Raw genomic sequence first — 25,493 nt, 5'->3', positions numbered from 1 at the left:
TTTGACAATCCATCCCCGCCGCTCCGCCGAGGAGCCGCGCCCCGTTTCCCGACAGCCGCCGCCATGTCCAGTCGGTCGACGCGCATTGCGGCGCTGAGCCGGATCCCGCCTATGTAGACTCTGCCGACTCTGACGGCTCGAATTTCGGCGGTGACCCCGAGCCGGGCGATGTAGACTCTGCCGACTCTGCCGACTCGTTTTTTTTCATCCGCTCCGGACCCGCCCATGCCCGAGCTTCCCGAGGTCGAGACCGTCCGCCGCGGCCTTGAACCCGTCCTGGCCGGCGCCCGTCTGACCCGTGTGCGCCAGAACCGACCTGACCTGCGCTTCCCGTTCCCCGACCGCTTTGCCGACCGGCTGGAAGGCGCGACCGTCGCGCGGATCGACCGGCGCGCCAAATACCTGCTGATGCCGCTCTCGACCGGCGAGACCTGGGTCACCCACCTGGGCATGACCGGCCGCTTCACCCTCGACGGTGAACAGCTCGGCGAGTTCGAGGAGGCCGCGCCCGTCGCCGGCAAGCATGAGCATGTCAGCCTGTGCGCGGTGAAGGGCGAGACGACCACCCGAGTGGGCTTCGCCGACGCCCGCCGCTTCGGCTTCATGGGCCTGATCCCGACCGACGCGGTCGACGGTCACCCGTGGTTCGCCGGCCTCGGACCCGAGCCGCTCGGCAACGCCTTCTCGGGGGCCCATCTGGCCGAGGCCTTCACGGGCAAGAAGCAGAACATCAAGGTCAGCCTGCTCGATCAGCGCATCGTCGCCGGCCTCGGCAACATCTACGTCTGCGAGGCCCTCTACCGCGCCCGCATCTCGCCGCTCGTCGAGGCGGGCAAGGTGTCGAGACCGCGCCTCGAGACCCTCGCCGCCGTCATCCGCGACGTGCTCGGGGACGCCATCGCGGCCGGCGGCTCGACCCTGCGCGACTTCGCCAACGCCGACGGCGGCCAGGGCTATTTCCAGCACCGCTTCGACGTCTACGGCCGCGAAGGCCAGCCGTGCCCGGGCGAAGGCTGCACGGGCGTGGTCAAGCGCACGGTCCAGGCCGGTCGCTCTACCTTCTGGTGCCCCTCCTGCCAGAAACGGTGACGCCATGACCCACCGCATCATCCTGTTCCGCGGCATGAACACCGGAGGCGTCCGCGCGCCCGTCGCCGAGCAGCGCGCCATGGCCGAGGCCATGGGGCTGAAGAACCCGCGCACCCTGGCGGCCAGCGGCAACCTCGTGGTCGAGAGCGGCAAGGCGACGGCCACGCTGGAGCGCGAGATCGAGGCGGAGATGGAGCGCCGTTTCGGCCTCAGGATCGCCGCCATGGCCCGCACGTCCGAACAATGGGCGGCCATGACCGCCGCCAATCCATTTCCGGAAGAGGCCGCCACCCAGCCCGCCAAGGTGCTGGCCATGGTCATGAAGGACGGCATCAAGCCGGGCGCGCTCGAGGCCTGCCGCGATCTGGCCGACGGCGGCGAACGCGTCGAGGCGATCGGCGACGTGCTGTATTTCTGGTTCCCGAACGGTCAGGGCGAGTCGGCGATCTTCAAGAAAGCCTCCCCACGCCTGCTGGGCATGGGCACCGGCCGGAACTGGAACACGGTGCTGAAGCTGGGCGAGATGGTGGGCCTTTCGCCGGCGTGACCGGATCGGTATGCAGGCCGCAGACGAGGAGACCCCCATGGCCGACCGCTATTCCACCCTGCTCATCGAGCGCCACGCCGACGGCTATGCGGTGGTGACCCTGAACCGCCCCGAGGCGCTCAACGCGCTCAACTCCGCTCTCTTCCGGGACCTGGCCGACTTCCTCGACGCGGTCGAACACGACGACAGCGTGCGCTGCCTGATCCTGACCGGCTCGGGCGACAAGGCCTTCGCCGCCGGCGCCGACATCAAGGAGATGTCCGACCAGTCCTACGCCGACATGTACAAGGCCAATTTCTTCTCGCTGGGCCACGACCGGATCACCCGCTTTCGCAAGCCGATCATCGCGGCGGTGAACGGCTTCGCCCTCGGCGGCGGCTGCGAACTGGCCATGCTGTGCGACTTCATCGTCGCCTCGGACAAGGCCAAATTCGGCCAGCCCGAGATCAATCTCGGCGTCGCCCCCGGCATCGGCGGCTCCCAGCGCCTGACGCGTCTGGTCGGCAAGTCCAAGGCCATGGACATGATGCTCACGGCCCGGATGATGGACGCCGCCGAGGCCGAGCGCGCCGGCCTCGCCGCCCGCGTCGTCCCGCACGACGCGCTGCTGGACGAGACCCGCAAGATCGCCGCCCGCATCGCCGCCCAGAGCCCGCTCGCCGTCATGGCCAACAAGGAGATGGTCAACGCCGCGCTCGAGACCACCCTGACCCAGGGCGTGCAGTTCGAGCGCCGCCTGTTCCACTCCCTGTTCGCCTTCGAGGACCAGAAGGAGGGCATGGCCGCCTTCGTCGAGAAGCGGAAGCCGAACTTCACCGGCCGCTAGCGACGGTCAGCTCCGCCCGTTCTGCCCCCTGCCGCGCCACGAGCCGGCAGGGCTGGCCGCGCACCCACAGGCGATCGCATTCGATCGCTTCCCAGCCCTCGGGCAGGACGACGGGTCTCCGGGGCCAGTCCTCGGGCGGCGCGGACGACACCTTCAGCCCCGGCAGGCCGAACAGCAGGCCGGTGATCAGCCCGCCCATGTTGGCGAAGAACGGGCCTGAGGCGATCGGGTTCGGAGCCTTGTCCAGCCGGTACTCCAGGGTCTGCTGGAAGCGGCCGTACTGGAATTTGCCGTAGCCCTCGTCGAACAGCTTCAGCGACAGCCCGCGGTCGCCCGCCCAGGCCGCCCAGACGCCGTAGAGGGCCGACAGCATCGGCGCCCCGACATAGTCCTCCCAGAGGCCCAGATAGAAGGCCAGCGTCCGCCGCATGGTCTCCTCGTCGGCCTCCGCCCAATAGGGAAAGAAGCCCATCAGGGGCGACGGGGTGGCGCCCTTCTCCTCGTCCTTCCGGTACCCGGCGTGCTGGGCGATCACGCCGTCGCCGCGCATCGGCGGATGCAGCCCCCGCGCAACGCGGATCCATGCCGGATCGGGCGGCAGGCCGACGCGGGCGGCCAGTTCGACGGCCTGCTCAAGCACGATACGGCCGGCCATCAGGGTCAGGGCGTCGTCGTCCTCGGGCTCCGGCCGTTCGGCCGGACCGCCGCCCTCGCGCACCGCATAGCCGTCCCGGGTCCGCTCCACCCGGTCGCACAGCCATTCAGCCACGCCTGACACGACCGGCCACGCCGCCTCGTGCATGAAGCGGGCGTCGCCGGTGGCGTCGACATGGTGGAGGAAGGCCCTCGCCACGTGCAGGTTGATGTGGTCCTCGCGCCCGGCCGCCGTGGCCCCGCCCGGCGTGGCCTCCTCGCCCCTGGCGGGCCCCGCCTCCCACGGAAACTGCGCGCCTCTCCGGCCCAGCATCCGCGCATTGTCCCGCGCCGCCCTCAGGCCCCGCCTGCGAAACTCCAGCATCGAATGCGCCGCGTCCGGCTGCAGCACGCTCAGCGGCGGAATCGCGAACGCATCGACATCCCACATGACGTGGCCGAAATAGTAGTGATAATTCCGCCATGTAGCCAGGCCGTAGATCGACGTAGAGGACGGCGACGCATGGTGGACCGAGCTGTTCAGATAGAAGAAGGCCGCGTCGGCCATGGCCTGCCAGCGCTCCTCCGCCCCGATCAGCCGGATGCGGCCTTTCCAGAGTTCGCGCCAGGCGTCGCGATTGCGGCGCCGCAGTTCGTCGAAGCCGAGCTGGCCGGCCATGGCGATCAGCCGGACCGCCTGCCGGTGCGGCTGACTGTGCATGACCGAAGGAACGAGGCTGGTGAGGGTCTGAAAGCGCAGCCGCCGACCCTTCACCGCCCGCTGCGTATAGGTGGTCGACAAGGGTCCCAGCGCGTCCCATGGCTCCTGGGTGCGCCGCGCCTCGTGGGCCACGGCGGTCAGGGTCGCGACCCCCAGCCGGCCCAGCCCGCCTTCCGACTCCCACAGGATCGAGCCGTCGCAGACCGGCTCCGGCTCGCCCGCCGTATCCACCCGGCGTTCCAGCATCCGCCCGCGAAGGTCGGTGGTGTCCACCCGCGAGCGGACCATCAGGTCACAGGCGCCGTCGACCTCGACCATCACCTGCTGGCAGACCACGGTCGGATGGGTCCGGCTGGCGAAGGTCACGATCTCGAGGTCGGCGCGCCGCTCGCCGATGCGGACCGCCAGCCGGCTGGTGAGTTCGCCGGTGGAGAAGTCGTAGGCCTGATCCACGGGCTCCACAGACTGCGGCTGGTCAGCCGCCCACAGGCCGTCGATCGCCACATCGCCGCCCAGAGGATAGGGCGCGGCCACAGCGGCCTCGACCCGCTTCTCGTGATGCTCGCCGACAAAGCCGGAGACGATGCACATCCCGGCCGCCAGCGCATTTTCGCGCACTCTCAGGCCGATCAGACCGTTTGCGACATAGGCCGGGAGGTCGGCTCCTCCGGGGCCGCGCTCGACCGGCGGGCTGATGGGCAGGTGGAGTTCCACGGCCTCAGACGACCCCGGCTATCAGGCTCCTCTGGAGCGCCTGTTCCGCCGTCAGGTACCAGTTCTCCGCCGCCTTCTCTTCCAGTTCGTCCAGGTCGATGTCGCTCCCGGCGATTAATTCCTCGAACCCCCAGGTCTGCACCTTGATGCCGAGATCGATCTCGGCCAGCAGGGCCTCGACCCGCGGCCGCTCGGCCTTGAGGAAGTTCGAAAGCTCGAGGGTCTTGGAGAGCTTGCGGCAATGGATCATCAGCACCCCGTGCCGGTCCATCCAGCGGTCGCCACGGCGGAAGGCCGCCATGATGGTCGCGCCGGCGGAGAACACCGTGGTCTTGCCGAAGAACAGCGGACTGCGACCAGTGTGCGCCCGGAACAGCCGGATATCAGCCGCTATGCGCCGCCCCACGTCGGCGTCCCCGCCCACGGTGGTCAGCTCCACCACGACCGGATCGGGCAGGTCGGCCGCCTCCTGGAACTGCTCCTGGAACGCCGAGAACATGGCGTCGTCGACATTGCCGTTGAGACGGACCTGGGGGGCGAAAAGGGCTTCGGGCGGCGTCGTCATTCTCGAACGGGATGAGGGGCGGAGCGGGGCTCCGCCCCACCCGATCCTATTGCCGTTGCTTCTGGCGCTGCTGGTCCTGGCGCTGGCGCTGCTCGTCCTGACGCTGGCGCTGTTCGTCCTGACGGTGCTGGCCGCCCGCCTGGCGTTGCTTCTGGTCCTGGTTCTGGCCTTGCTGATTGGGCATTTCCCTACTCCGTTGATTGGCGCGGATGCGCATCGGGGCAACCGGCTGGCAAGCCCGGGAGTTCCTGAGTCGGCGACCCGACTCCCGGCCGGGGAGCCGGGTCAGACGATCTGGTCCGGATGCGTCTGGGTGCCCGGCGGCGGGCCATCGACCTCCTGATAGGGATCGTCGGTCTCCTCGATCGAGAGGATCGCCTCGCCCTCCGACATCAGCGGCGCCGCGGCGTCGCCCGCCTGCACATCCGTCTTCGACGGCACCTTGATCACCCGGCTGGAGCCGCCCTCGACGCCGACTGTCACGCGATAGATGCGCATCTTCAGGTTCCGAAGCCGCCGGAACCGCCGGCGCCGGCCGCGCCCTCGGCGCCTGTGGCCGGCTCCGCCTGGTCGCGCCCGGGAGGGGCGCCGCCCTGGTCGGGACGACGGCCCGCGGCTGTCTTCGCCTGACTGGGATCGGGCGTGCGGTCATTTTGTGGATCGTCGTTCAGAGGCTTGCTGGTCATCACACTCTCCTGCTGCTGAAAGGACAACGGCTCCGCGTCAGTGGGGTTTCAGGACCACCTTGGTCCATTCGTCCGGATTGTCGTGGAAGTTCCTGTACCCCTCGGCGGCCTGCTCCAGCGGCAGCCGGTGGCTGATCAGGTCGGTGGTGTCGATCCTGCCGTCGAGGATCAGCTCCAGCAGTTGCGGCAGGTATTTCTGAACATGGGTCTGACCGGTCTTGATGGTCAGACCCTTCTGCATGAAGGCCCCGATCGGCAGCTTGTCGCCGATGCCGCCGTAGACGCCGGGCACCGAGACCCGCCCGCCCTTGCGGCAGGCCATGATCGTCTCGCGCAGAACGTGCTGGCGGTCGGTGCCCAGCTTCGTCTCCTGCTTGACCGCATCCAGAATGTTGTCGGGCGCGAAGCCGTGAGCCTCCATGCCGACGGCGTCGATACAGGCATCCGGGCCGATGCCGGCGGTCATCTCCATCAGCGCCTCGCGCACCTTGACCTCGTGGTAGTTCAGCACCTCGGCGCCGTTCGCCCTGGCAAGCTCCAGCCGGCGCGGCAGATGGTCGATGGCGATGATCCGCCCGGCGCCCATCAGCTTGGCGCTCTTGATGGCGAACAGCCCGACCGGGCCGCAGCCCCAGATGGCCACGGTGTCGCCGGGCTCGATCTCCGCGTTCTCGGCCGCCATCCAGCCGGTAGGAAAGATGTCCGAAAGAAAGAGCACCCGCTCGTCCTCGATGCCGTCCGGCACCACGATCGGGCCGATGTCGGAATAGGGCACCCGGGCGTACTCGGCCTGGCCGCCGGCGTAGCCGCCCGTCATGTGCGAGTAGCCGAACAGGCCCGACATCGGATAACCGTAGGCGATCTCCGAGGCGTCGGATTTGTCGGCTGGGTTGGAGTTGTCGCAGGCGGAATACTGCTGCTTGCCGCAGAAGAAACAGCTGCCGCAGGCGATGACGAACGGCACCACGACCTTCTGGCCGACCCTAAGGCTGGTGTTGCCGCGCCCGACCTCGACCACCTCGCCCATGAATTCGTGGCCGAGGATGTCGCCATTGGACATGCCGGGGATCATGCTGTCGTAGAGGTGCAGGTCCGAACCGCAGATGGCGGTGGCGGTGATCTTGATGATGGCGTCCCGCGGATTGACGATCTGCGGATCGGGGACGGTGTCCACCTGGACATTGTGCTTTCCGTGCCAGGTCAGGGCGCGCATGGAATTCTCTTTCGCTGAGGGCCGAATCAGAAGTGGCGGCTGGCGCGAGGCGCGGCGTCGGGCGCCTTCGAGGTCGGGATCTCGCCCGTCTCCATCAACTGCTTGAAGCGACGCAACTCGCGGCGGGCCTGGATGCGCGGCTCGCGCTGCATCACCTTGGCGACGACCTTGCCCAGCGGCCCGGCCGGCGGGTCGTAGCTGATGAAGACCCGGACCTCGGCGCCCCGGCCGAACGGATTGTCGCGGAACTCGATCCAGCCCTCGTGGTCGATGTCGCTCTCCTCCAGCGACCGCCATGCGATGTATTCGCCGGGACGCTCCTCGGTGATCTCGCTGACCAGTTCGAAGTCGGCTCCGGCCGGTCCGGCGATGATCCAGCTCGAGCGGCCGGACTCCATGATTTCGACCGACTTCACGTTCTCCATGAAGGCCGGGAGGTTCCGGAAGTCGCGCCAGAAATCGTACAGTTCCTGACGGGGGCGGTTGATCATGACGGCGCGAACGCTCGCGGCTTCGTGCTCGCCCTCGATCCGGTCCTTGTCGGTGAAGGCGGTGGATTCGACCTCGGCGTCGGTCGACATCGGCTGTTCGGACATGACGGCTCCTTTCGGCCAGCGAACCCGCCGGGATCGGGCTTCGTTCCCGGGAACACGCGCCGGACCGCGCGGTTGTCGCGCCGAACACCAGCCCGGAGCCCTCCATGACCGACCTGTCCGCCACCGCCGCCGAAGCCGTTCGCCCCCTCGCCGTCGTGACGGGAGCGTCGTCGGGGATCGGCTATGAGCTGGCCCGGCTGTTCGCCGAGGACGGCTATGACCTGGTGGTGGCCGCGGACACGCCCCTGGCCGAGGCGGTGCAGACCTTCGAGAGCCTCGGCGCGCGGGTCGACCCCCTGCAGGCCGATCTCGCCACCGCGGAGGGCGTGAAGGCCCTTTACGACCGGATCGGCGGCCGACCGGTCGACGCCTTGGTCGCCAACGCCGGCCATGGCCTCGGCCACGCCTTCCTCGACCAGAACTTCGAGGACATCCTGTCGGTCATCGACACCAACGTAACCGGCACGCTGCGGCTGGTCTGGCTGGTCGGCCGGGACATGCGCGAGCGGGGCCGCGGGCGTATCCTTTTCACCGGCTCGATCGCCGGCCTGATGCCGGGCGCCTTCCAGGCGGTCTACAACGGCTCCAAGGCCTTCGTGGACAGCTTCTCCTTCGCCCTGCGCAACGAGCTGAAGGACAGCGGCGTCAGCGTGACGGTGCTGATGCCCGGTCCGACGGACACCGAATTCTTCGAGCGAGCCGGGCTGGAGGACACCATGGTCGGCCAGGGCAGGAAGATGGACCCGGCGAAGGTGGCGAAGATCGGTTATGAGGCGATGAAGCGCGGCGACGGCGACGTGGTCGCCGGAATGGGCAACAAGCTGCAGGCCGCCATGGCCGCCATCACGCCGGAGTCGGCGCTGGCGGAGATGCACCGCAAACAGGCGGAGCCGGGCTCGGGCAAGAACTGAGCGGAACCGGGAGCGGGGCCCGATTCTTCGCCTTGAACCCCCCGCCCCTTTCGGCTATAGCCGCGCGCTCTTGAGATTTTCGCGCCGTGGACGTGTGCTCCGCGGCGTTTTCCGTTCGAAGGTTTGACTGATGGCCAACAACCCCGGCGCCAAGAAAGCGATCCGCAAGATCGCCGCCCGCACCGAAGTGAACAAGGCGCGCCGCACGCGCGTCCGCACCTTCCTGCGCAAATTCCAGGAAGCCGTGACGGGCGGCGACGCCGGCGCCGCCAAGGCCGCTTTCGTGGAGGCGCAATCGGAGCTGATGCGCGCCGTCACCAAGGGCGTGGTTCACAAGAACACGGGCTCGCGCAAGGTGTCGCGCCTGGCCGCCCAGCTGAAGAAAATGTCGGCTGCCTGACACAACGGCGCCGGACGGCCTTTCACAGGCCTGTCATGGTAAATTCGAGCGAATTCAACGGCGAGGGAGCAACCGCTCCCTCGCCGTTTGCACGTGCGCCGCTAACCTTCGCCAGACCAAATCGTGCTCGCCCCGGTGGCGAAATCGAGGATTTCGTTGACTGCGTTTGGCTTTAGCGGAGTCAAACAATTTAACTGCATTCGGCGAATCGAATCAGCGTTGACGGCCCCCACTCCCGGCGTAAGTTTGGGGCTCTAACGCACTTCCATCCCCACACGGATGAACACGGCGCGGGACCAGTTTCGCGTCGGCGTGAGATGTCTGATCGAGAGCATGACCCCACCCGGGCGGCGCCCAGCCGCACCGGACAGGAGAAGTCGTCCGCGATCCAGGCCGCTCGAAGGGCGTCAGGTGATGGATTCTATTGGCGGGTGGCTGAACATGGCGGGGGGCGCACAAATGGCGGAGATGACCGATCCGGATCGTATCTGGACCGAGGCGGCGGGTCGCCTGCGCAGCGAGATCGGCGAGGGCGCTTTCAGCTCCTACATCGCCCCCTCGGCGGTGCGGACCGACGGCGCCGGCCAGCTGATCCTCGTCACCCCGACCGCCTACGCCCGCGACTGGGTGCGCAAGAACGCCCTGCGGCGCATGAATGAACTGTGGCTGGGCCTCGACGGCCTGTCGCGCCGTCTCGAGGTGCGCTGCCGGGCCGAGATGGGCTCGACCCCGCCGGCCTCGCAGGTCGCCGCCGGCCGCGCCGAGGCTCCCGCTTCCGCCAACGTCGTGGCGATGCCGATGGCGACGGTCGGCCCCGTGGCCGACGGCGCCCGCGCCGTCCGCGCCGCCGGCCTGCAGGAGCGCCTCAACTTCGACAGCTTCGTGGAAGGCCAGGGCAACGCCTTCGCCCTCGCCATCGCCCGCCAGGCGGCCTGCTGGGCCGACGGCCACTTCAACCCGATCTTCTTCTGCGGCCCCTACGGCTACGGCAAGACCCACCTGCTCAACGCCATCGCCTGGGAGGCGCAGCGCCTGCGCCCCGACGCCAAGGTGGTCTATCTGACGGCCGAGCGCTTCCTGTCGACCTTCGTGCGGGCCATGCAGGACCGCTCGACCGCAGCCTTCAAGGAGAGCCTGCGCGGCGCCGACATGCTGCTGATCGACGACGTCCAGTTCGTCGGCGGCAAGGCCTCGACCCAGGACGAGCTGCTGGCCACGCTGACCAGCCTGATCGAGGACGGCAAGCGCATCGTCCTGTCGGCCGACCGCCCGCCCATGGCCCTGACCGAGGTCGAGCCGCGCCTGCGCAGCCACCTGGCCTCGGGCCTGACCTGCCCGGTCGAGCCGGCCGACCGCGCCCTCAAACTGGCCGTGGCGCGTAACCGCATACAGGCGCTGGCGACGCTCGGCGTGGTCTCGGGCGAGGCCCGGGTCGATGTGCTGGAACACCTCGTCGACCGCACCCCCGGCTCGATGCGCGAGCTGGAAGGCGCCGTGAACACCCTGGCCGCCGTCGCCGGCGCCCGGCTGTCGGCCCTGACCATCGACGAGGTCCAGTCCCTGCTCGGCTCGGCCCTGCGCGGCGGACCCGAGCGCCGCATCACCGTCGACGAGATCCAGAAGACGGTCGCCGAGCATTTCACCCTCAAGCAGGCCGACCTGCTGTCGGAGCGCCGCACGCGCTCCGTCGCCCGACCGCGACAGATCGCCATGTGGCTGTGCAAGCAGCACACGACGCGGTCCTATCCCGACATCGGCCGCCGCTTCGGCGGGCGCGACCACACCACGGTCCTGCACGGCGTGCGCAAGATCGAGGAGCTGATGGCCCAGGACGACCAGATCGCCCGGGACGTCGAGGCCCTGACGCGCAAGCTGCGGGGTTAGACCCCCGGCCCGGCCTCCTTCGGGTCCGCGAGGAAAAAACGGTGTGTCAGAGTCGGCAGAGTCGGCATCGGCTCCGTGAAATTCGCTGTGTCAGAGTCGGCAGAGTCGGCATCGGCGGCGGGGACTCCCGGCGACCTGGCGATTTCGCCGGGTCGACTGCAGCTCCTGTGGCGGAGCCGCGGGGTTCGGTTTTCAAAGACCCAATCAAATACCGGCCGCATTATGCGCCCCCTCTTCTCTCAGGCGGGAAGATCGCATCGAGAAAAGGCGATGTGTCTGGAAAGGCGGCCGGTTTTCCGCCCAATCCGACTATGGATCCGCGGATTGCCAACACAGCGTCACGGTCAAGCGGACGCCGGCGGCCGGTTGTCCACAGACAGACAGGGCCTCGTCCCTGATCACGCGGCCCGCCGCCCCCGCCCCTTCCTTGCCCCGCGCCGCCAATCCGCTAGTGTCCAAGGCCCTCTATTCGCGGTGACGCCTTGAGTCGCCGCACCCCGGGCGAGACGACATGCAGCTGACCATCGAACGATCCGCGCTCCTCAAGGCCCTCGGGCACGTGCAGAGCGTGGTGGAGCGGCGCAACACCATTCCGATCCTGTCGAACGTCCTGCTCAGCGCGGGCCGCGACAAGCTCAGCTTCGCCGCCACCGATCTCGACATGGAAATGGTCGACGAGGCCGAGGCCCAGGTGAACGTCGAGGGCCAGATCACCGCCCCGGCCCACACCCTGTACGAGATCGTCCGCAAACTGCCCGACGGGGCCGAGGTTTCGCTGTCCTATTCCGGCGACGACCCGCGGCTGGTGGTCCAGGCGGGCCGGTCGAAATTCAACCTGCCGGTGCTGCCGGCCGGCGACTTCCCGGTGATGTCGACCGACACCTCGGGCGCACGCTTCACCCTGCCCAAGGAAGACCTCGCCCGGCTGATCGACAAGACCCGGTTCGCGGTCTCGACGGAAGAGACCCGCTACTATCTGAACGGCCTTTATCTGCACACCGTGGCCGAGAACGGCATCCCGCTGCTGCGCGCCGTGGCCACCGACGGCCACCGCCTGGCCCTCGCCGAGACCCCGGCCCCCGAGGGCGCCGCCGGCGGCCCCGGCGTCATCGTGCCGCGCAAGACGGTGGATCAGGTCCGCCGCCTGCTCGACGACGGCTCCGGCCCGGTCGAGATCATGGTCAGCCCGCAGAAGATCCGCTTCGAGTTCGGCCAGGCCAGCCTGACGTCCAAGGTCATCGACGGCGCCTTCCCCGACTACATGCGCGTCATTCCCAAGGGCAACGACAAGCAGGCCGATATCGACAACACCCTGTTCGCCCAGGCCGTCGACCGCGTCGCCACCATCTCGGCCGAGAAGAGCCGGTCGGTGAAACTGGCCTTCGACCTCGACCGCGTCACCCTGACGGTGCGCAACATGGAGGCCGGCCAGGGCGTCGAGGAGGTCGAGATCGGCTATTCCGAAGAGCCGTTCGAGATCGGCTTCAACGCCCGTTATTTGCTGGACGTCGCCGGTCAGATCACCGGCGAGACCGCGCATTTCAAATTCGCCGACCCGGCCTCGCCGACGCTGGTGCTCGATCCGGGCGATCCCGGCGTGCAGTATGTGCTGATGCCGCTGCGTGTCTAAGAGCGGGTCTAGGGAGCCGGATTTACTGGTGATCCGTTCGGACCGCTGGAAAGCGTTTCGGATATTGCTCCTTTGCCCGCTTATGCTGGTCCCATCGGCAATTTTCCTGTTTGGGGTCCCCGATATCGTGGCCAAATTTGTTGGCCTCGTGGGCTTGGTGTTCTTCGGAGTCTGTACCGTCGGGTGGGCAATCAGCTTCGTCCGGCCAAATCGGCTGACTCTGACGCCTGAAGGCTTCACGCTCAGAGACTGGAAGCAGACGCAGCACGTTCGATGGCGCGATGTGGAAAGGTTCGTCACATGGTCAAGCTCGGGCCAACAAATGGCGTCGTGGATTCTGCATGAAGAAGCTCGTCAGAAGAGCTTGACCGCGAGGATCAACAGCACCTTTGGGGTTGATGGTTCAATCGGCATCGGTTGGCCCGATCCCCCGCACAAGATGCGGGACTTGCTGTCTCGCTGGAAGAAGCGATACGCGCCGGAGCCTCGCCCCGATCGGGGGTGAGCCAGACATTTGATCACCGCCCTCACCCTCACCGACTTCCGCTCCTATGCGGCCGCCACCCTGCCCGTCGCGGCGGGAACGGTGGTGCTGCATGGCCCCAACGGCGCCGGCAAGACCAATCTGCTGGAGGCGCTGAGCCTGTTCACCCCGGGCAGGGGGCTGCGCGGGGCGAGCGCGCCGGAGATGGGACGGCGCGAGCCGGGCGAGGCCGGGGGGCGGGCCTGGGCCGTGGCGGCGGTGCTGACCGACGGCGACGGGGAGATCCGGCTGGGCACCGGGGTGCAGTCGCCGGGCGCGGCGCGGCGGATCGTGCGCATCGACGGCGAGACGGCCCCGCCGGGGCGGCTGCTCGACCATCTGCGGCCGGTCTGGGCCACCCCTGAACAGGACCGGCTGTTCTCGGACGCCCGGGCAGAGCGGCTGAAATTCTTCGACCGGCTGGTGTTCGCGGCCGACCCCGACCACGCCGCCTCGGTGACGGCCTATGAGAAGGCGCTGCGCGAGCGGCTGCGGCTGCTGACCGACGGGGCGGAAGGGCGGCCCGCCGATCCCCTGTGGCTGGATGCGCTGGAGCTGCGCCTCGGCCAGGCCGGGGCCGCCGCCGCCCTCGCCCGCGCCGCCGCCCTGACCACGCTGCAGTCGGCCATCGACGCCCGCAACGACCGCCCCTTCCCGCAGGCCGACCTCGGCCTGGCCGGAGAGGCCGAGGCCATGGCCGCCGCCGGGGCCGGCGTCGAGGCCATCGCCGGGGCGATCCGCGAGGGCATGAGCCGCAGCCGCGCCCGCGACGCCGCCGCCGGGCGGTCGCTCTACGGCCCGCACCGCTCCGACCTGACCGCCCTGCACCGCGAGAAGAACCGCCCGGCCGCCGAGGGCTCGTCCGGCGAGCAGAAGGCGCTGGTGCTGAACCTGATCCTCGCCCAGATCGCCCGGCTGTCGGGTCAGGCCGCCGCGCCGATCCTGCTGCTGGACGAGGCCCCGGCCCACCTTGACACCCGCCGCCGCGCCGCCCTGTTCGACGAGATCGAGGCGCTGGGCCTGCAGGCCTTCATGACCGGGACGGAGGCGGAGCTGTTCGAGCCGCTGCGCGGCCGGGCCCAGTTCGTGCGGGTCGAGGGCGGGGGGCTGACGGCGGAGGGGTAGGGACTGCGGAACCCTCTCCCGATGGGAGAGGGCTTGAACGCCCAAGAGCCCGCAAGGGCGATTGGCGGCGTGAAAGGGTGAGGGTCGGATGGTGAAGGGCCACCTCGAACCGTAGCCCCTCACCCTTTCGCCTTGCCGGTCGCTTCGCTCCCGGAGGCTCAAGCCCTCTCCCGCCGGGAGAGGGACTCCGTTTACCCCAGCTCCGCTTCCAGATCGGCCAGGCGCGCGGCCTGGTCCTCGGCGATCAGGGCGTTGAGCATGGGGTCGAGGTCGCCCTCGAGGATCTGGGGCAGGCTGTGCAGGGTCAGGCCGATGCGGTGGTCGGTCACCCGACCCTGGGGGAAGTTGTAGGTGCGGATCCGCTCGGACCGGTCCCCCGAGCCGACCTGCGACTTGCGGGCGCTGGAGCGGGCGAGGTCCTTCTCCTGCCGCTGCATGTCGTAGAGGCGGACGCGGAGATTCTTCATCGCCTTGTCGCGGTTGACGTGCTGCGACTTCTCCGAGGACGTCACCACGATGCCGGACGGCAGGTGGGTGATGCGCACGGCCGAGTCGGTCTTGTTGACGTGCTGGCCGCCCGAGCCGGAGGCGCGGAAGGTGTCGATGCGGATGTCCTTGTCGTGGATCTCGATCTCGACGTCCTCGACCTCGGGCAGGACGGCGACGGTGGCGGCCGAGGTGTGGATGCGGCCGCCGGCCTCGGTGGTCGGCACGCGCTGGACGCGGTGCACGCCGCTCTCGAACTTGAGCCGGCCGAACACGCCCTCGCCGGTGACGGTGGCGATGATCTCCTTGTAGCCGCCGGCCTCGCCCTCGGTGGCGCTGTCGACCTCGACCCGCCAGCCGCGCGACTGGGCGTAGCGGGAGTACATGCGGAACAGGTCGCCGGCGAACAGGGCCGCCTCGTCGCCGCCGGTGCCGGCGCGGACCTCCAGCACGGCCGAGGCGTTCTCGTCGGCGTCGCGCGGGGCCAGCAGCAGGGCCACGTCACGCTCCATCTCCGGCAGGCGGGCCTTCAGCGTCTCGAGCTCGTCGGCGGCCATGTCGGCCATCTCGGGATCGGCGGCCATGGCTTCGAGATCGGCCATCTCGGACCGCATCCGGGCCAGGGCCATGACCGCGTCGGCGACCGGCTTGATCTCGGCGTGCTCCTTCGACAGGCGCACGATCTCCTGACCGTCCGTGGCCGCGCCCATGCGCGCCTCCACCTGGTGGAAACGGTCGAGCACCTGATCGAGCCGGGCCTGGGGCAGTCGCAAGGGAGCGATATCCTGTTTCGCGGGAGGCCTGCCTTAGCGCGATGGCCGGCGATCTGTCGATGGAGGGCGCAGCAACCAATTGCGCGGACCCGGCTTTCATCGGAGAAGCAAGGCTTCGGGCACGCCTTGGGGGCGCATGGACACCTTTCTGCTCTTTCTGATGGTCGGCTTTCTGGCCCAGGCCGTCGATGGCGCCCTGGGCATGGCCTATGGGGTCATATCCTCGTCGGTCCTGCTGGCCTTCGGGGTGCCGCCCGCGACGGCCTCGGCCAGCGTGCACGGCGCCGAGGTCTTCACCACCGCCGCCTCGGCCGGGAGCCACGTCTGGCACAGGAATGTGGACTGGCGGCTGCTGGCCCCGCTGGCGACGGCGGGCGTGATCGGCGGCTGCATCGGCGCCTATGTGCTGACCGGGATCGAGGGCGACGTCATCAAGCCGTTCGTCATCGCCTATCTGATGGCGATGGGCGTCTACATCCTGTGGCGGGCCGGGCACGACATCCGCATCCGGCGCATCCGCGCCTGGGTGATGGCGCCGCTGGGGCTGGTCGGCGGCTTTCTGGACTCGATCGGCGGAGGAGGCTGGGGCCCGACGGTGTCCTCCGCCATGGTCGGGGCCGGCCAGGAGCCGCGCCGCGCCATCGGCACCGTCAACACCGCCGAATTCTTCCTGGCCGTCGCCATCAGCGCCGCCTTCGTCTGGGCCCTGGTGTCCGGCCACTGGCGCGATGCCGACGCGCTGCAGAACCACGCCGCCGCCGTCGGCGGGCTGGTGGTCGGCGGCCTGGCGGCGGCGCCGTTCGCCGGGCTGATCGCCAAACGGGTGCCGCGAAGGGTGCTGACCTATGCGGTCGGCGGCCTGCTGCTGGCGCTGGCCGGCTTCCAGGCGCTCCAGCTGGCCGGCGTGCTGGCCTGACCCGCCTCAGGCGTCCGGACGGGTCTGCATGAAGCTGGGCCGGGCCTCCAGCGCCGCCTGCAGCGCGACCAGTCCCGGACGGCCGGTCTTCCAGTCGAAGTCCGGATGGCGGAAGCCGATCCAGGTCACCGCCACGCCGGCGGTGATCACGCCGACGTCGAGCCGGGCCGGGTCCGGGGCGGCCGCTTCCAGGCCATCGAGCGCCCGGCCCATGTTGACCGTCCAGCGCTCGATCCACGAGGCCGAGCGCTCGTGTTCGGGCCGCCGCCTCTCCAGCACCAGCTTGACGCCCATTTCGAGCGCGCCGTTGGCCAGGGTCTCCAGCCGCCGCACCCGCAGCCGCTCCGCGCCGCCCTCGGGCAGCAGGCGCGGGCCGTCGCCGAGGGCGTCGAGGTATTCGCAGATCACCGGGCTGTCGTTGAGCGGCAGGCCGTCCCCGGCGATCAGGGTCGGGACCTGGACCAGCGGGTTCGAGGCCAGCAGTTCGGGGGCGTTGGCGTAGGGATCGACCGCGATTTCCTCGATGCGGTCGGCGAGGCCCTTCTCGCGCGCGACGATCCGGCATTTGCGGGCGTAGGGCGACGGGATCGTGATGTAGAGTTTCATCCCGCCGGTCTATCGCGCCGCCGGTCGAACCGGAAGGCCCCGCCCCGGCAGCCCAAGGTTGCAGGGGCGGGAGCATCGCCTCTATCGTGTCCGCGGCGGAGCCGATTGTGGGTTCCGCACCACGGGGGTTTCACCATGAAATGGATTCTGGCCGCGTCGCTGGCGGCGCTGGGTCTGGCCGGCTGCGTCAGCTACAGCAGCGGCGACGTCATCCTGCCGTTGCCGCAGGCGCGGGCCGCGACGGCCTCGATCGGCGACATCGTTCTGACCGGGGCGCCGGCGACGGTGTCGGCCGACTTCCCGGCCATCTTCCAGCGCGAGGTGCGCGAGCAGATGGACAAATGCGCCCGCGGCGGCCAGCCACTGCGCATGGAGGTCCGGATCATCGAGCTGACGGGATCGAACGCCGCCATGGCCTATCTGGTCGGCGACTCCAATGTGATCCGGGCGCAGGTCGCGCTGGTCGAGCCCGGGACCGGCGAGAAGGTCGCCGACTATGACGTGTCGCGGTCGGTCGGCGGCGGCGGGCTGATCGCCGCCGTGGCCATGGCCGAGGCGGAGGAGCAGATGAGCGCCGCCCTGGCGACCGACGTCTGCGAGCGCGCCTTCGGCCAACGCCCCTAAACCGACGGGTCCGGCGCCGGGTCCTCGCGGCCCTGCGCCGGTTTCCATCAGCGGGCCAGCGCCGCCGTGAAGGCGGGATCGGCCATCAGCGTGCCCACCGCCTGGGACAGGGCCTGCGACAGCGTCGTCGCGGCGTTGCCGCCGTTGGCGATCTGGACGGTCCGCTCGGCCGAGCCGGTGACCCGGCGGCTGTAGACCTCGGCGCCACTGCGGCCGGTGACGGTCACGGTCATGGCCACGTTGGCGGTCGACTTGCCGGCCCACATGCCGGTCGAGAAGTCGTTGAAGAAGGTCTCGACCGAGGCGTTCACCCGGGCCCCGCTGTCGCCGACGCTGTAGCCGCGCTGGCTGAGTTCGGCGGCGATGGCGTTGCGGACGATGTCCGACACCTCTTCCGTGGCCCGGATGGCGGCCATGTCCATGCCGTAGCCGTTGATCTGCACGCCGATGCGGGCCCGGTTCTCAGTGCGGGCGTCGGCGCCGGCCACCGAGACATTGATCGACTCCGCCCCGGGCACGCGCGCGGCCTGGCTGACGGTGTAGGGCACCGGCACGATGTCTTCGGATGTGGCGCAGGCGGAAACAGCCAGGGCGGCCGCGAGCGCGGCGCCGGCGAGGTAACGAGACGACATGACCCCCCTCAGGGTTGAACGCAGCCCCGACGGCTGCAACCGATGCTTTATCAGGTCGGGGCGTCCGGGCGCCAGCGCGATCCGAGCCCGCGTCTATTCTGCGGCGACGAGGCGAGGGTCGGCGGCGCGGGCGGCGTCCAGTTCGGCGGCCTTGGCCTCGACCAGTTCGACGATGCGGTCGATCATGCCGTCATTGGCCAGCTTGTGGGCCATCTTGCCGTCCAGATAGACCATGCCGGAGCCCTTGCCGCCGCCGGTGAAACCGACGTCGGTGTAGAGCGCCTCGCCGGGGCCGTTGACCACGCAGCCGATGATCGACAGCGACATCGGCGTGGTGACGTGGGCCAGTTTCTCTTCCAGCACCCCGACGGTCTCGATGACGTTGAAGCCCTGCCGCGCGCACGACGGACAGGCGATGATGTTGACCCCCCGGTGGCGCAGGCCGAGCGACTTGAGGATGTCGAAGCCGACCTTGATCTCCTCGACCGGATCGGCCGCCAGAGAGACGCGGATGGTGTCGCCGATGCCGGCCCAGAGCATCGACCCCATGCCGATCGCCGACTTGATGGTGCCGGGACGCAGCGGGCCGGCCTCGGTGACGCCGAGGTGCAGCGGACAGTCGATGGCCTCGGCCAGCTGCTGGTAGGCGGCGACGGTCAGGAAGGGGTCGGAGGCCTTCACCGAGATCTTGAACTCGTGGAAGTCGTGGTCCTGCAGGATGCGGGCGTGGCTGAGGGCGCTCTCGACCATGGCCTCGGGGCAGGGCTCGCCGTACTTCTCCAGCAGGTCGCGCTCCAGAGAGCCGGCGTTGACGCCGATCCGCATCGAACAGCCGTGGTCGCGGGCGGCCTGGATGACCTCGCGCACGCGGTCAGGCGATCCGATGTTGCCGGGATTGATGCGCAGGCAGGCGGCGCCGGCCTCGGCCGCCTCGATGCCGCGCCGGTAGTGGAAATGGATGTCGGCCACCAGCGGCACGCGGGCCTCGCGGGCTATGGTCCGCAGGGCGGCGGTGGAGTCCTCGTCCGGGCAGGAGACGCGGACGATGTCCGCCCCGGCCTCCTCCAGCCGGCGAATCTGGTCGAGCGTGGCGGCCGCGTCCGAAGTCGGGGTGTTGGTCATCGACTGGACGGTGATCGGCGCGCCGCCGCCCACAGGCACGGCGCCGACCATGATCTGGCGGCTCTTGCGGCGCTCGATGTGGCGCCACGGGCGAACGTGCCCGAGTTCGGATGCGTGGTCGTGGCTCATGTCGGCGACAACATAGGCGCTGGATTGCGGCATGGCCACGACACAAGGCGTCGCGATCAGCCTCCGACGGTGGCCGGAACGGGAGTCCCGACCGCGCCCGTGGTCTGGCTGGCGGCCTCGAGCTGAGCCTGCGCCTGAGCCTGGACGGCGGCCGTGCGCGCCGCCTCGGTGCGGGCGGCGACGGCGGCGGCGGCCTGGCGGGCCAGAGCCTGGGCGCGCAGGTTCAGCTGGTTCAGCGGGGTCTGGGCGGCCACGAGGGCGCCGCCGTGCTCGCCGTTCAGATAGACGTCGAAGGCGGAGATGTCCTGCACCTCGACCGTCGCCGCCACACCCGCCGGCGCGCGCCAGGCGTCGCCGGCCGCCAGTTGCCGGGCGAACAGGACGCGCCCGTCGGCCATGCGCACGATCAGATAGGCGGACTTGCGGGCCTGCAGCACCACCTGGGACGCGTTGGCGGGGGCCCCGTAGATGGCCCCGCGCGGGTTGAACGCCTTCTGCACGGGCGGCGCGGCGGCGGCGGCGGCCGCGAGGCCTTCAGGCGAGGCCGGATCAATCCCGGTCAGCTCGGCCTCGAGTCCCGGCGTGATGTAGAGGGCGGGCACCGTCTGGTCCGGCGGGGCCGGGCGCGGGGCGGTCAGGCGCATGAACTGCTGCTGGCCGGGCACGGCGCCGAGGGTCCAGCTTTCCGGAACGGCGGCGATGTCGGACGGCTGCGGCGCGCGCATCAGGCTGACCCGCTGGAAGACGTTCCAGCCGACGACGGCCAGGACCAGCGCCAGGCCGACAGCGATCAGGCGGGGCGAATAGCGCTTCACCTCCTCGAAGGCGACGCCGACCGGCGGCTGCAGCGGCACCGACGGATCGGGCGCCTCGCGCTTGAAGCGCTCGACGGCCAGTTGCTCGTCCAGGCCGAGGGCGCCCGCGTAGGCGCGGACGTAGCCGATCGAGAAGACGCGGTTGGGCAGCACCGAGAAGTCGTTCTGCTCCAGCGCGGTCAGATAGCGCGCGGGCACCCGGGTGATGGTGGAAAGCTCGGCCAGCGAGCGGCCGGAGTGGGTTCTGGCGATGCGCAGTCCGTCACCGAGAGTCGGCGCGTCCGTGACGGAAGGAACCATGTCCTTCCAGTCGGGATGGTCCCGAGACTCGTCGGGGGTGTTCCCCGTATCCAGCGCCATCCGGCCTGACCCCATACTCGGCGCGAAGATGTCCTCACGCGCCGTACTCGAACCCCGGGGCTGTATCATATCGGGATGACAGTTCGGGTCTGCCCCCGCAGCCCACCCGGTTCCGGCTTGTGGATAACTCATTTGAGCTGACCGATCAACGATTTGTTAGCCGTACCAGCGTCTCTGGCCGGAACGTTTCAGATCGTGATGTTCAATTTCCGGGCCAGCGATTCCAGTTCGCCGCGGATGGAACCGGACGACGAGCCGAGCAGGTTGGCCATGCCGCGCCGGGCGGCGGGCAGGTCGGCCGACAGGACCATTCGCTTGACCGGCCCGACCCCGCCCGCAGGCGCCGACAGACGCGTGTAGCCCAGCGTCAGCAGGGCGAACGCCTCCAGCGGCCGGCCCGCCAGCTCGCCGCAGACCGAAACCGGCGTGCCGGTGTCGGCGCATTTCTTCTGGATTTCGGCCAGCGCCCTGAGCGCCGGCGGCGACAGCGCGTCGTAGCGATCCGAGACCAGCGGATTGGTCCGGTCGGCGGCGAACATGTACTGGAACAGGTCATTGGTGCCGATCGAGACGAAATCGGTCAGCGGCAGCAGGGCGTCGAGGTGCCACAGCAGCGACGGGCATTCGATCATCGCCCCGACCCGCAGCAGGGCCGGCAGGGCCCGCCCCCGCCGCCGCGCCCATGCGCACTCCACATCGACCAGTTCGCGGGCGGCGCGGAATTCGTCGACGGTGGCGATCATCGGGAACATCACCCGCAGCTCGCGCCCGGCGGCGGCGGTCAGCAGGGCCCGCAGCTGAAGCCGCAGCAGGCCCGGGCGGTCGAGGCCGAGACGGATGGCGCGGCGGCCCAGGGCGGGGTTCTCCTCCCGCTCCGTGACCAGATAGGGCAGGACCTTGTCGCCGCCGATGTCGAGGGTGCGGAAGGTGACCGGCCGGTCGCCGGCCGTGTCGAGCACGAGCTTGTAAAGCGCCGCCTGGCTGTCGAGGCGCGGCAGCTCCTCCGAGACCATGAACTGGAATTCGGTGCGGAACAGGCCGATCCCCTCGGCGCCGGTGGCGTCGAGGTTCTCAAGATCGACGGCGAGGCCGGCGTTGGTCAGCAGGGTGATCCGGGTGCCGTCGAGGGTGACCGAGGCGACGTCGCGCAGGCGGGTGAACTCGGCCTGCCGTTCGCTGCGCACCTCGATCCGCGACTGGACCGCCGAGAGCATGTCGGGTCGCGGGCGCAGATAGGCCTCGCCGGTCTCGCCATCGACGATGACCAGGTCGCCCTCGGACAGGCGGTCGCGCAGGCCCATCAGACGGCCGACGCAGGGGATCTGCAGCGCCCGGGCCACGATGGCCGCATGACTGGCGGCCGAACCCTCCTCGAGCAGCAGCCCCCTCAGCTTGTGGCGGGGATATTCGAGCAGGTCGGCGGGGCCGAGATTGCGGGCCACGAGGATGGCGTCGTCGGGCAGGTCACGCTCGCCGGGCCGGTCACCCGCCAGCAGCCGCAGCAGCCGGTTGGCGAGATCCTCGAAGTCGTGCAGCCGCTCGCGGATGTAGGGGTCGCGGGCCGTGGCGAAGCGGGCCCGGTGTTCGTTCCTGACCCGGTCGACGGCCGCCTCGGCGGTCAGGCCGGTGCGCACCGCCTCCTCCAGCGACCGGTTCCAGCCCCGGTCGTCGGCGAACATGCGGTAGGTTTCCAGCACCTCGAACGAGGTGCCCGCCAGCTTGCCCTGTCCGCCCTCCAGCAGGCCGTCGATATTGGCCTTCAGCGCGATCAGCGCCTCGCGCAGGCGGATCTCCTCGACCTGCGGGTTCTCGGCCAGGAGGTTCTCGGGCGGAATGGGCGCCTCGTGCAGCACCACATGGCCGTAGGCCAGGCCCTCGGCGAAGCGCTGGCCCTTGAGGCGCTCGGGCCGGTGGGGCGCCACCTCGATGTCGCGCAGTTCGTCCTGGGCCAGCAGTTCGCCCGAGGCCACGGTCTCGGCCAGGACCATGGCGATGGTCTGGATGTCCTCGACCTCTTCCTCGTCGTAGCGACGCTCGGAGCGGTTCTGGACGACGAGGACGCCGATGGCGCGGCCGCCGCGCAGCAGGGGGGCGCCGAGGAAGGCGTGGTAGGGATCCTCGCCCGTCTCCGGCCGGTAGGCGAAGCCGGGATGCGACGGGGCGTCGGACAGGCTGATCGGCTCGGCTGTCCGGGCCACCTCGCCGACGAGGCCCTCGCCGGGTCGCAGGCGGGTGCTGTGCACGGCCTCGGGCTTCAGGCCCTGGGTGGCGAACAGCTCCAGCTCGCCCGAGGCGCGGCGCAGATAGATGGAGCAGACCTCGGCGACCATCGACTGGGCGATGATTTTGACAACGGTGTCGAGACGCTCCTGCGCCGGCGCCGCCCCCGCCATAGCCTCGCGGATCTGGCGAAGGAGGTTCCGCGGCCCCCTCGTCGTCAATCCGCCAACCGGCATGGCCCCTCCAACAGATCGGCGCAGATAGGCGCCGCCAGGCTTCGTTTCTAGACCGCTTCCAGACCGTAGGCCGAATGAAGCGCACGAACGGCCAGCTCCGCATAGGCCGCATCGATCAGGACGCTGATCTTGATCTCCGAGGTCGAGATGGCCTGGAACTTGACGCCCTTGTCGGCGAGGGCCCGGAACATGGTCTGGGCGACGCCGGCGTGGCTGCGCATGCCGACCCCGACCACCGACACCTTGGCCACGTCCTCGTCGACGCGGATTTCCTCGAAGCCGATCTCGGCCTGGGCGGCGCGCATCAGCTCGGCGGCGCGGGGCGCGTCGCGGCGGCCGGTGGTGAAGGTCAGGTTGACCGCGCCCTCGGTGCGGGCCTGGCTCTGCACGATCATGTCGACGTTGACGTTGGCCTCGGCCAGGCGGGTGAAGACGTCGGCCGGCGCCTCGACCCGGTCGGACAGCCCCAGCAGGGTGATGCGGGCCTCGTCACGGCTCATGGTCACGCCGGATACGATGCGTTTCTCCACGATTTCCTCCTCGTCGCAGATCAGGGTGCCGGACTTGGCGGGCAGGACGCCATTCTCGTCGGGTTCGATGAAGCTGGACAGGACCCGGACCGGAACCTGTTTCGCCATGGCCAGCTCCACCGAGCGGGTCTGCAGCACCTTGGCCCCGAGCGAGGCCATCTCCAGCATCTCCTCGTAGGAGACCTTTTCGAGGCGGCGGGCGCGAGACTCGATGCGCGGGTCGGTGGTGTAGACGCCGTCGACGTCGGTATAGATCTGGCACTCGTCAGCCTTGAGCGCAGCAGCCAGCGCGACGCCGGTGGTATCCGAACCGCCGCGGCCCAGTGTGGTGATATCGCCGGCTTCGTCCACACCCTGGAAACCAGCGACTACAACGACGTGGCCTGCGTTGAGATCGCGGCGGATATTGTCTTCGTCAATCTGCAGGATACGCGCCTTGGTATGGGCGCCATCAGTCAATATGCGTACCTGCGCGCCGGTATAACTCTTGGCCTTGACACCCAGATCCATGAGGGCCAGCGACAGCAGCGCGATGGTGACCTGTTCACCGGTGGAGACAAGCACATCGAGTTCGCGCGGATCGGGATCCGGCATGATTTCCTTGGCGAGTGCGATGAGCTTGTTGGTCTCGCCTGACATGGCGGATACAACGACCACAACCTGGTGTCCCAGAGCCCGGAAGCGTGCCACACGGCGTGCCACATTGCGGATGCGCTCGGGGTTGGCGACCGAAGTGCCGCCGTATTTTTGTACGATCAATGCCATAAAAGGATTTCTAACCTAATTGTTGTTGAATGTAGCCCGGCACCGATGCCAGGGCTTGAGGCAATTGGCGGGCATCCGTACCGCCAGCCATGGCCATATCGGGGCGGCCCCCGCCTTTGCCGCCTACCTGCTGGGCGACGAAATTCACCAGCTCGCCAGACTTGATCTTGTCTGTCAGATCCTTGCTCACGGAAGCGACCAGACTGACCTTGCTGCCTTCGGTGACGGCCAATAGCAGTGCACAACGGCCCAGCTTGTCCTTGAGCTTGTCAGCCATATCACGCAGGCCTTTTGCATCCACGCCTTCCAGCTTTGCGGCCAGTACCTTGATGCCGGCAATATCCACCACCTGGCTGAGCAACTCATCGCCCTGGCTAGCGGCAGCTTTGGATTTGAGGCGTGCCAGCTCTTTTTCCAGGGTGCGGACGTTTTCCATGAGCTGGCTGATTTTGCCCGGCAGCTCCTGCGGCGGAGCCTTGAACATGGAAGCCGCTTTCGAGAGCAGGGCTTCTTCCTGTTGGATGTAGGCCAGTGCGATGTCACCAGTAGTCGCTTCGATACGGCGCACCCCTGCGGCGACACCAGACTCGCCGGTGATCTTGAAGAAGCCGATATCGCCCGTGCGCGTCACATGCGTACCGCCGCACAACTCGCGCGAGGAGCCGATGTCCAGCACGCGCACCTCATCACCGTACTTTTCACCGAACAGCATCATGGCGCCGGTTTTTTGGGCTTCGTCAATGGGCATCACGCGCGCCTGTGTGGCGTGATTATCGAGAATCTCGGCATTGACGAGCTGCTCCACCTTGCGGATTTCATCCGCCGTCATGGGCGCGTTATGCACGAAGTCGAAACGCGTCTTTTCACCGTCGACCAGCGAGCCTTTCTGCTGCACATGGCCGCCCAGCACTTCGCGCAAGGCCTTGTGCATGAGGTGAGTGGCGGAGTGATTACGCATGGTGCGGCCGCGCGCAACTAGGTCCACCTTGGCCGTGATCTGGCTACCGACCTTGAGGCTGCCTGTCTTGAGCGTGCCGTGATGGCCGAATACGGCAGCCTGGAGCTTTTGGGTATCTTCAACCGAGAATATGCCGTCAGCACCCTGCAGCATGCCCTGATCGCCCACCTGGCCGCCAGACTCGGCATAGAAGGGGGTGTGGTCCAGTACCACAATCCCCATATCGCCCTCGCTGAGCTCATTGACGACAGCGCCATC

At 68.9% G+C, this 25,493-nt stretch carries 26 protein-coding genes; 11 read left to right on the top strand and 15 right to left on the bottom strand.

The annotated features are described in order from the left end of the window. Positions 1-225 precede the first annotated feature (225 nt). Genes mutM through VEA62_RS00570 form a run of 3 tightly spaced genes read left to right on the top strand, consistent with a single transcriptional unit; the run spans position 226 to position 2,462 of the window. A complete protein-coding gene (mutM, locus tag VEA62_RS00580; RefSeq protein WP_324817030.1) occupies positions 226-1,089 on the top strand; it encodes a bifunctional DNA-formamidopyrimidine glycosylase/DNA-(apurinic or apyrimidinic site) lyase in 864 nt (287 codons plus the stop codon). 4 nt (positions 1,090-1,093) lie between these two features. Next, complete coding sequence (locus VEA62_RS00575; protein ID WP_324817028.1) at positions 1,094-1,636, top strand: DUF1697 domain-containing protein; 543 nt, start codon at positions 1,094-1,096, stop codon at positions 1,634-1,636. A gap of 37 nt (positions 1,637-1,673) precedes the next feature. Then, positions 1,674-2,462, top strand: a complete 789-nt coding sequence (locus tag VEA62_RS00570) for an enoyl-CoA hydratase-related protein (protein ID WP_324817026.1) — start codon at positions 1,674-1,676, stop codon at positions 2,460-2,462. On the opposite strand, the gene VEA62_RS00565 is transcribed toward VEA62_RS00570, so the two are convergent. From VEA62_RS00565 to VEA62_RS00535, 7 genes are all read right to left on the bottom strand, one after another. Continuing rightward, positions 2,449-4,530: a glycoside hydrolase family 65 protein gene (locus VEA62_RS00565; protein ID WP_324817024.1), complete on the bottom strand. Its 2,082-nt coding sequence runs from the start codon at positions 4,528-4,530 to the stop codon at positions 2,449-2,451. The genes VEA62_RS00570 and VEA62_RS00565 overlap by 14 nt on opposite strands. 4 nt (positions 4,531-4,534) lie before the next feature. Beyond that, entirely contained in the window at positions 4,535-5,095 is a 561-nt protein-coding gene (locus VEA62_RS00560; protein WP_324817021.1) for a peptidase S14, read from the bottom strand. A 46-nt stretch (positions 5,096-5,141) separates the two neighbouring features. Further along, positions 5,142-5,279: a hypothetical protein gene (locus tag VEA62_RS00555; RefSeq protein WP_324817018.1), complete on the bottom strand. Its 138-nt coding sequence runs from the start codon at positions 5,277-5,279 to the stop codon at positions 5,142-5,144. A 101-nt stretch (positions 5,280-5,380) separates the two neighbouring features. Further along, a complete protein-coding gene (locus tag VEA62_RS00550) occupies positions 5,381-5,593 on the bottom strand; it encodes a hypothetical protein (RefSeq protein WP_324817016.1) in 213 nt (70 codons plus the stop codon). A 2-nt stretch (positions 5,594-5,595) separates the two neighbouring features. Further along, complete coding sequence (locus VEA62_RS00545; protein ID WP_324817014.1) at positions 5,596-5,781, bottom strand: hypothetical protein; 186 nt, start codon at positions 5,779-5,781, stop codon at positions 5,596-5,598. Between the two features lie 37 nt (positions 5,782-5,818). After that, entirely contained in the window at positions 5,819-6,994 is a 1,176-nt protein-coding gene (locus VEA62_RS00540; protein WP_324817012.1) for a zinc-dependent alcohol dehydrogenase, read from the bottom strand. Between the two features lie 26 nt (positions 6,995-7,020). Beyond that, complete coding sequence (locus VEA62_RS00535; RefSeq protein ID WP_324817009.1) at positions 7,021-7,590, bottom strand: SRPBCC family protein; 570 nt, start codon at positions 7,588-7,590, stop codon at positions 7,021-7,023. 104 nt (positions 7,591-7,694) lie between these two features. Between VEA62_RS00535 and VEA62_RS00530 the strand changes: the two genes are divergently transcribed. The 6 genes from VEA62_RS00530 (at position 7,695) to recF (ending at position 14,063) form a co-directional block, all read left to right on the top strand. Continuing rightward, entirely contained in the window at positions 7,695-8,501 is an 807-nt protein-coding gene (locus tag VEA62_RS00530) for an SDR family NAD(P)-dependent oxidoreductase (RefSeq protein ID WP_324817006.1), read from the top strand. Between the two features lie 130 nt (positions 8,502-8,631). Continuing rightward, a complete protein-coding gene (gene rpsT, locus VEA62_RS00525; protein ID WP_324813111.1) occupies positions 8,632-8,901 on the top strand; it encodes a 30S ribosomal protein S20 in 270 nt (89 codons plus the stop codon). A gap of 414 nt (positions 8,902-9,315) precedes the next feature. Next, positions 9,316-10,785: a chromosomal replication initiator protein DnaA gene (gene dnaA / locus VEA62_RS00520; RefSeq protein WP_414641765.1), complete on the top strand. Its 1,470-nt coding sequence runs from the start codon at positions 9,316-9,318 to the stop codon at positions 10,783-10,785. 511 nt (positions 10,786-11,296) lie between these two features. Further along, positions 11,297-12,415, top strand: a complete 1,119-nt coding sequence (gene dnaN / locus VEA62_RS00515) for a DNA polymerase III subunit beta (RefSeq protein WP_324817000.1) — start codon at positions 11,297-11,299, stop codon at positions 12,413-12,415. Positions 12,416-12,443: 28 nt separating this feature from the next. Further along, complete coding sequence (locus VEA62_RS00510) at positions 12,444-12,920, top strand: STM3941 family protein (protein ID WP_324816997.1); 477 nt, start codon at positions 12,444-12,446, stop codon at positions 12,918-12,920. A 9-nt stretch (positions 12,921-12,929) separates the two neighbouring features. Continuing rightward, positions 12,930-14,063, top strand: coding sequence for a DNA replication/repair protein RecF (gene recF, locus VEA62_RS00505; protein WP_324816995.1), 1,134 nt, complete (start codon positions 12,930-12,932; stop codon positions 14,061-14,063). Between the two features lie 191 nt (positions 14,064-14,254). Here recF and prfA read toward each other — a convergent pair whose 3' ends face one another. Beyond that, the gene (gene prfA / locus VEA62_RS00500; protein WP_324816992.1) at positions 14,255-15,322 is read right to left on the bottom strand and encodes a peptide chain release factor 1; all 1,068 of its coding nucleotides are present in this window, start codon (positions 15,320-15,322) and stop codon (positions 14,255-14,257) included. Positions 15,323-15,458: 136 nt separating this feature from the next. Here prfA and VEA62_RS00495 point away from each other — a divergent pair, with 136 nt between their 5' ends. After that, entirely contained in the window at positions 15,459-16,238 is a 780-nt protein-coding gene (locus tag VEA62_RS00495; protein ID WP_324816991.1) for a sulfite exporter TauE/SafE family protein, read from the top strand. Between the two features lie 6 nt (positions 16,239-16,244). On the opposite strand, the gene VEA62_RS00490 is transcribed toward VEA62_RS00495, so the two are convergent. Next, entirely contained in the window at positions 16,245-16,844 is a 600-nt protein-coding gene (locus tag VEA62_RS00490) for a glutathione S-transferase family protein (RefSeq protein ID WP_324816988.1), read from the bottom strand. A gap of 135 nt (positions 16,845-16,979) precedes the next feature. On the opposite strand from VEA62_RS00490, the gene VEA62_RS00485 reads away from it, so the two are divergent. Then, on the top strand, positions 16,980-17,468 hold the full coding sequence (locus tag VEA62_RS00485; protein ID WP_324816986.1) for a hypothetical protein: 489 nt from the start codon (positions 16,980-16,982) through the stop codon (positions 17,466-17,468). Between the two features lie 47 nt (positions 17,469-17,515). Here VEA62_RS00485 and VEA62_RS00480 read toward each other — a convergent pair whose 3' ends face one another. The 6 genes from VEA62_RS00480 to VEA62_RS00455 all read right to left on the bottom strand — a co-directional run. After that, positions 17,516-18,100 carry a YajG family lipoprotein gene (locus tag VEA62_RS00480; RefSeq protein ID WP_324816984.1) on the bottom strand — a complete coding sequence of 195 codons (585 nt, stop codon included), beginning with the start codon at positions 18,098-18,100 and terminating at the stop codon, positions 17,516-17,518. 93 nt (positions 18,101-18,193) lie between these two features. Next, positions 18,194-19,351: a flavodoxin-dependent (E)-4-hydroxy-3-methylbut-2-enyl-diphosphate synthase gene (gene ispG / locus VEA62_RS00475; protein ID WP_324817105.1), complete on the bottom strand. Its 1,158-nt coding sequence runs from the start codon at positions 19,349-19,351 to the stop codon at positions 18,194-18,196. A 56-nt stretch (positions 19,352-19,407) separates the two neighbouring features. Then, positions 19,408-20,466, bottom strand: coding sequence for a helix-turn-helix domain-containing protein (locus tag VEA62_RS00470; RefSeq protein ID WP_324816981.1), 1,059 nt, complete (start codon positions 20,464-20,466; stop codon positions 19,408-19,410). A gap of 248 nt (positions 20,467-20,714) precedes the next feature. After that, entirely contained in the window at positions 20,715-22,919 is a 2,205-nt protein-coding gene (gene ptsP, locus VEA62_RS00465) for a phosphoenolpyruvate--protein phosphotransferase (protein WP_414641761.1), read from the bottom strand. Positions 22,920-23,029: 110 nt separating this feature from the next. Then, positions 23,030-24,277, bottom strand: a complete 1,248-nt coding sequence (locus VEA62_RS00460; RefSeq protein ID WP_324816976.1) for an aspartate kinase — start codon at positions 24,275-24,277, stop codon at positions 23,030-23,032. A gap of 10 nt (positions 24,278-24,287) precedes the next feature. After that, the coding region (locus tag VEA62_RS00455; RefSeq protein WP_324816974.1) for a DHHA1 domain-containing protein at positions 24,288-25,493 on the bottom strand (1,206 nt) is incomplete at its 5' end.

The organism is Brevundimonas sp., from assembly GCF_035627475.1.
Taxonomy (GTDB): Bacteria; Pseudomonadota; Alphaproteobacteria; order Caulobacterales; family Caulobacteraceae; genus Brevundimonas.
Note: the sequence above shows the minus strand (reverse complement) of the source record. Positions and strands in the feature narration are given on the sequence as shown.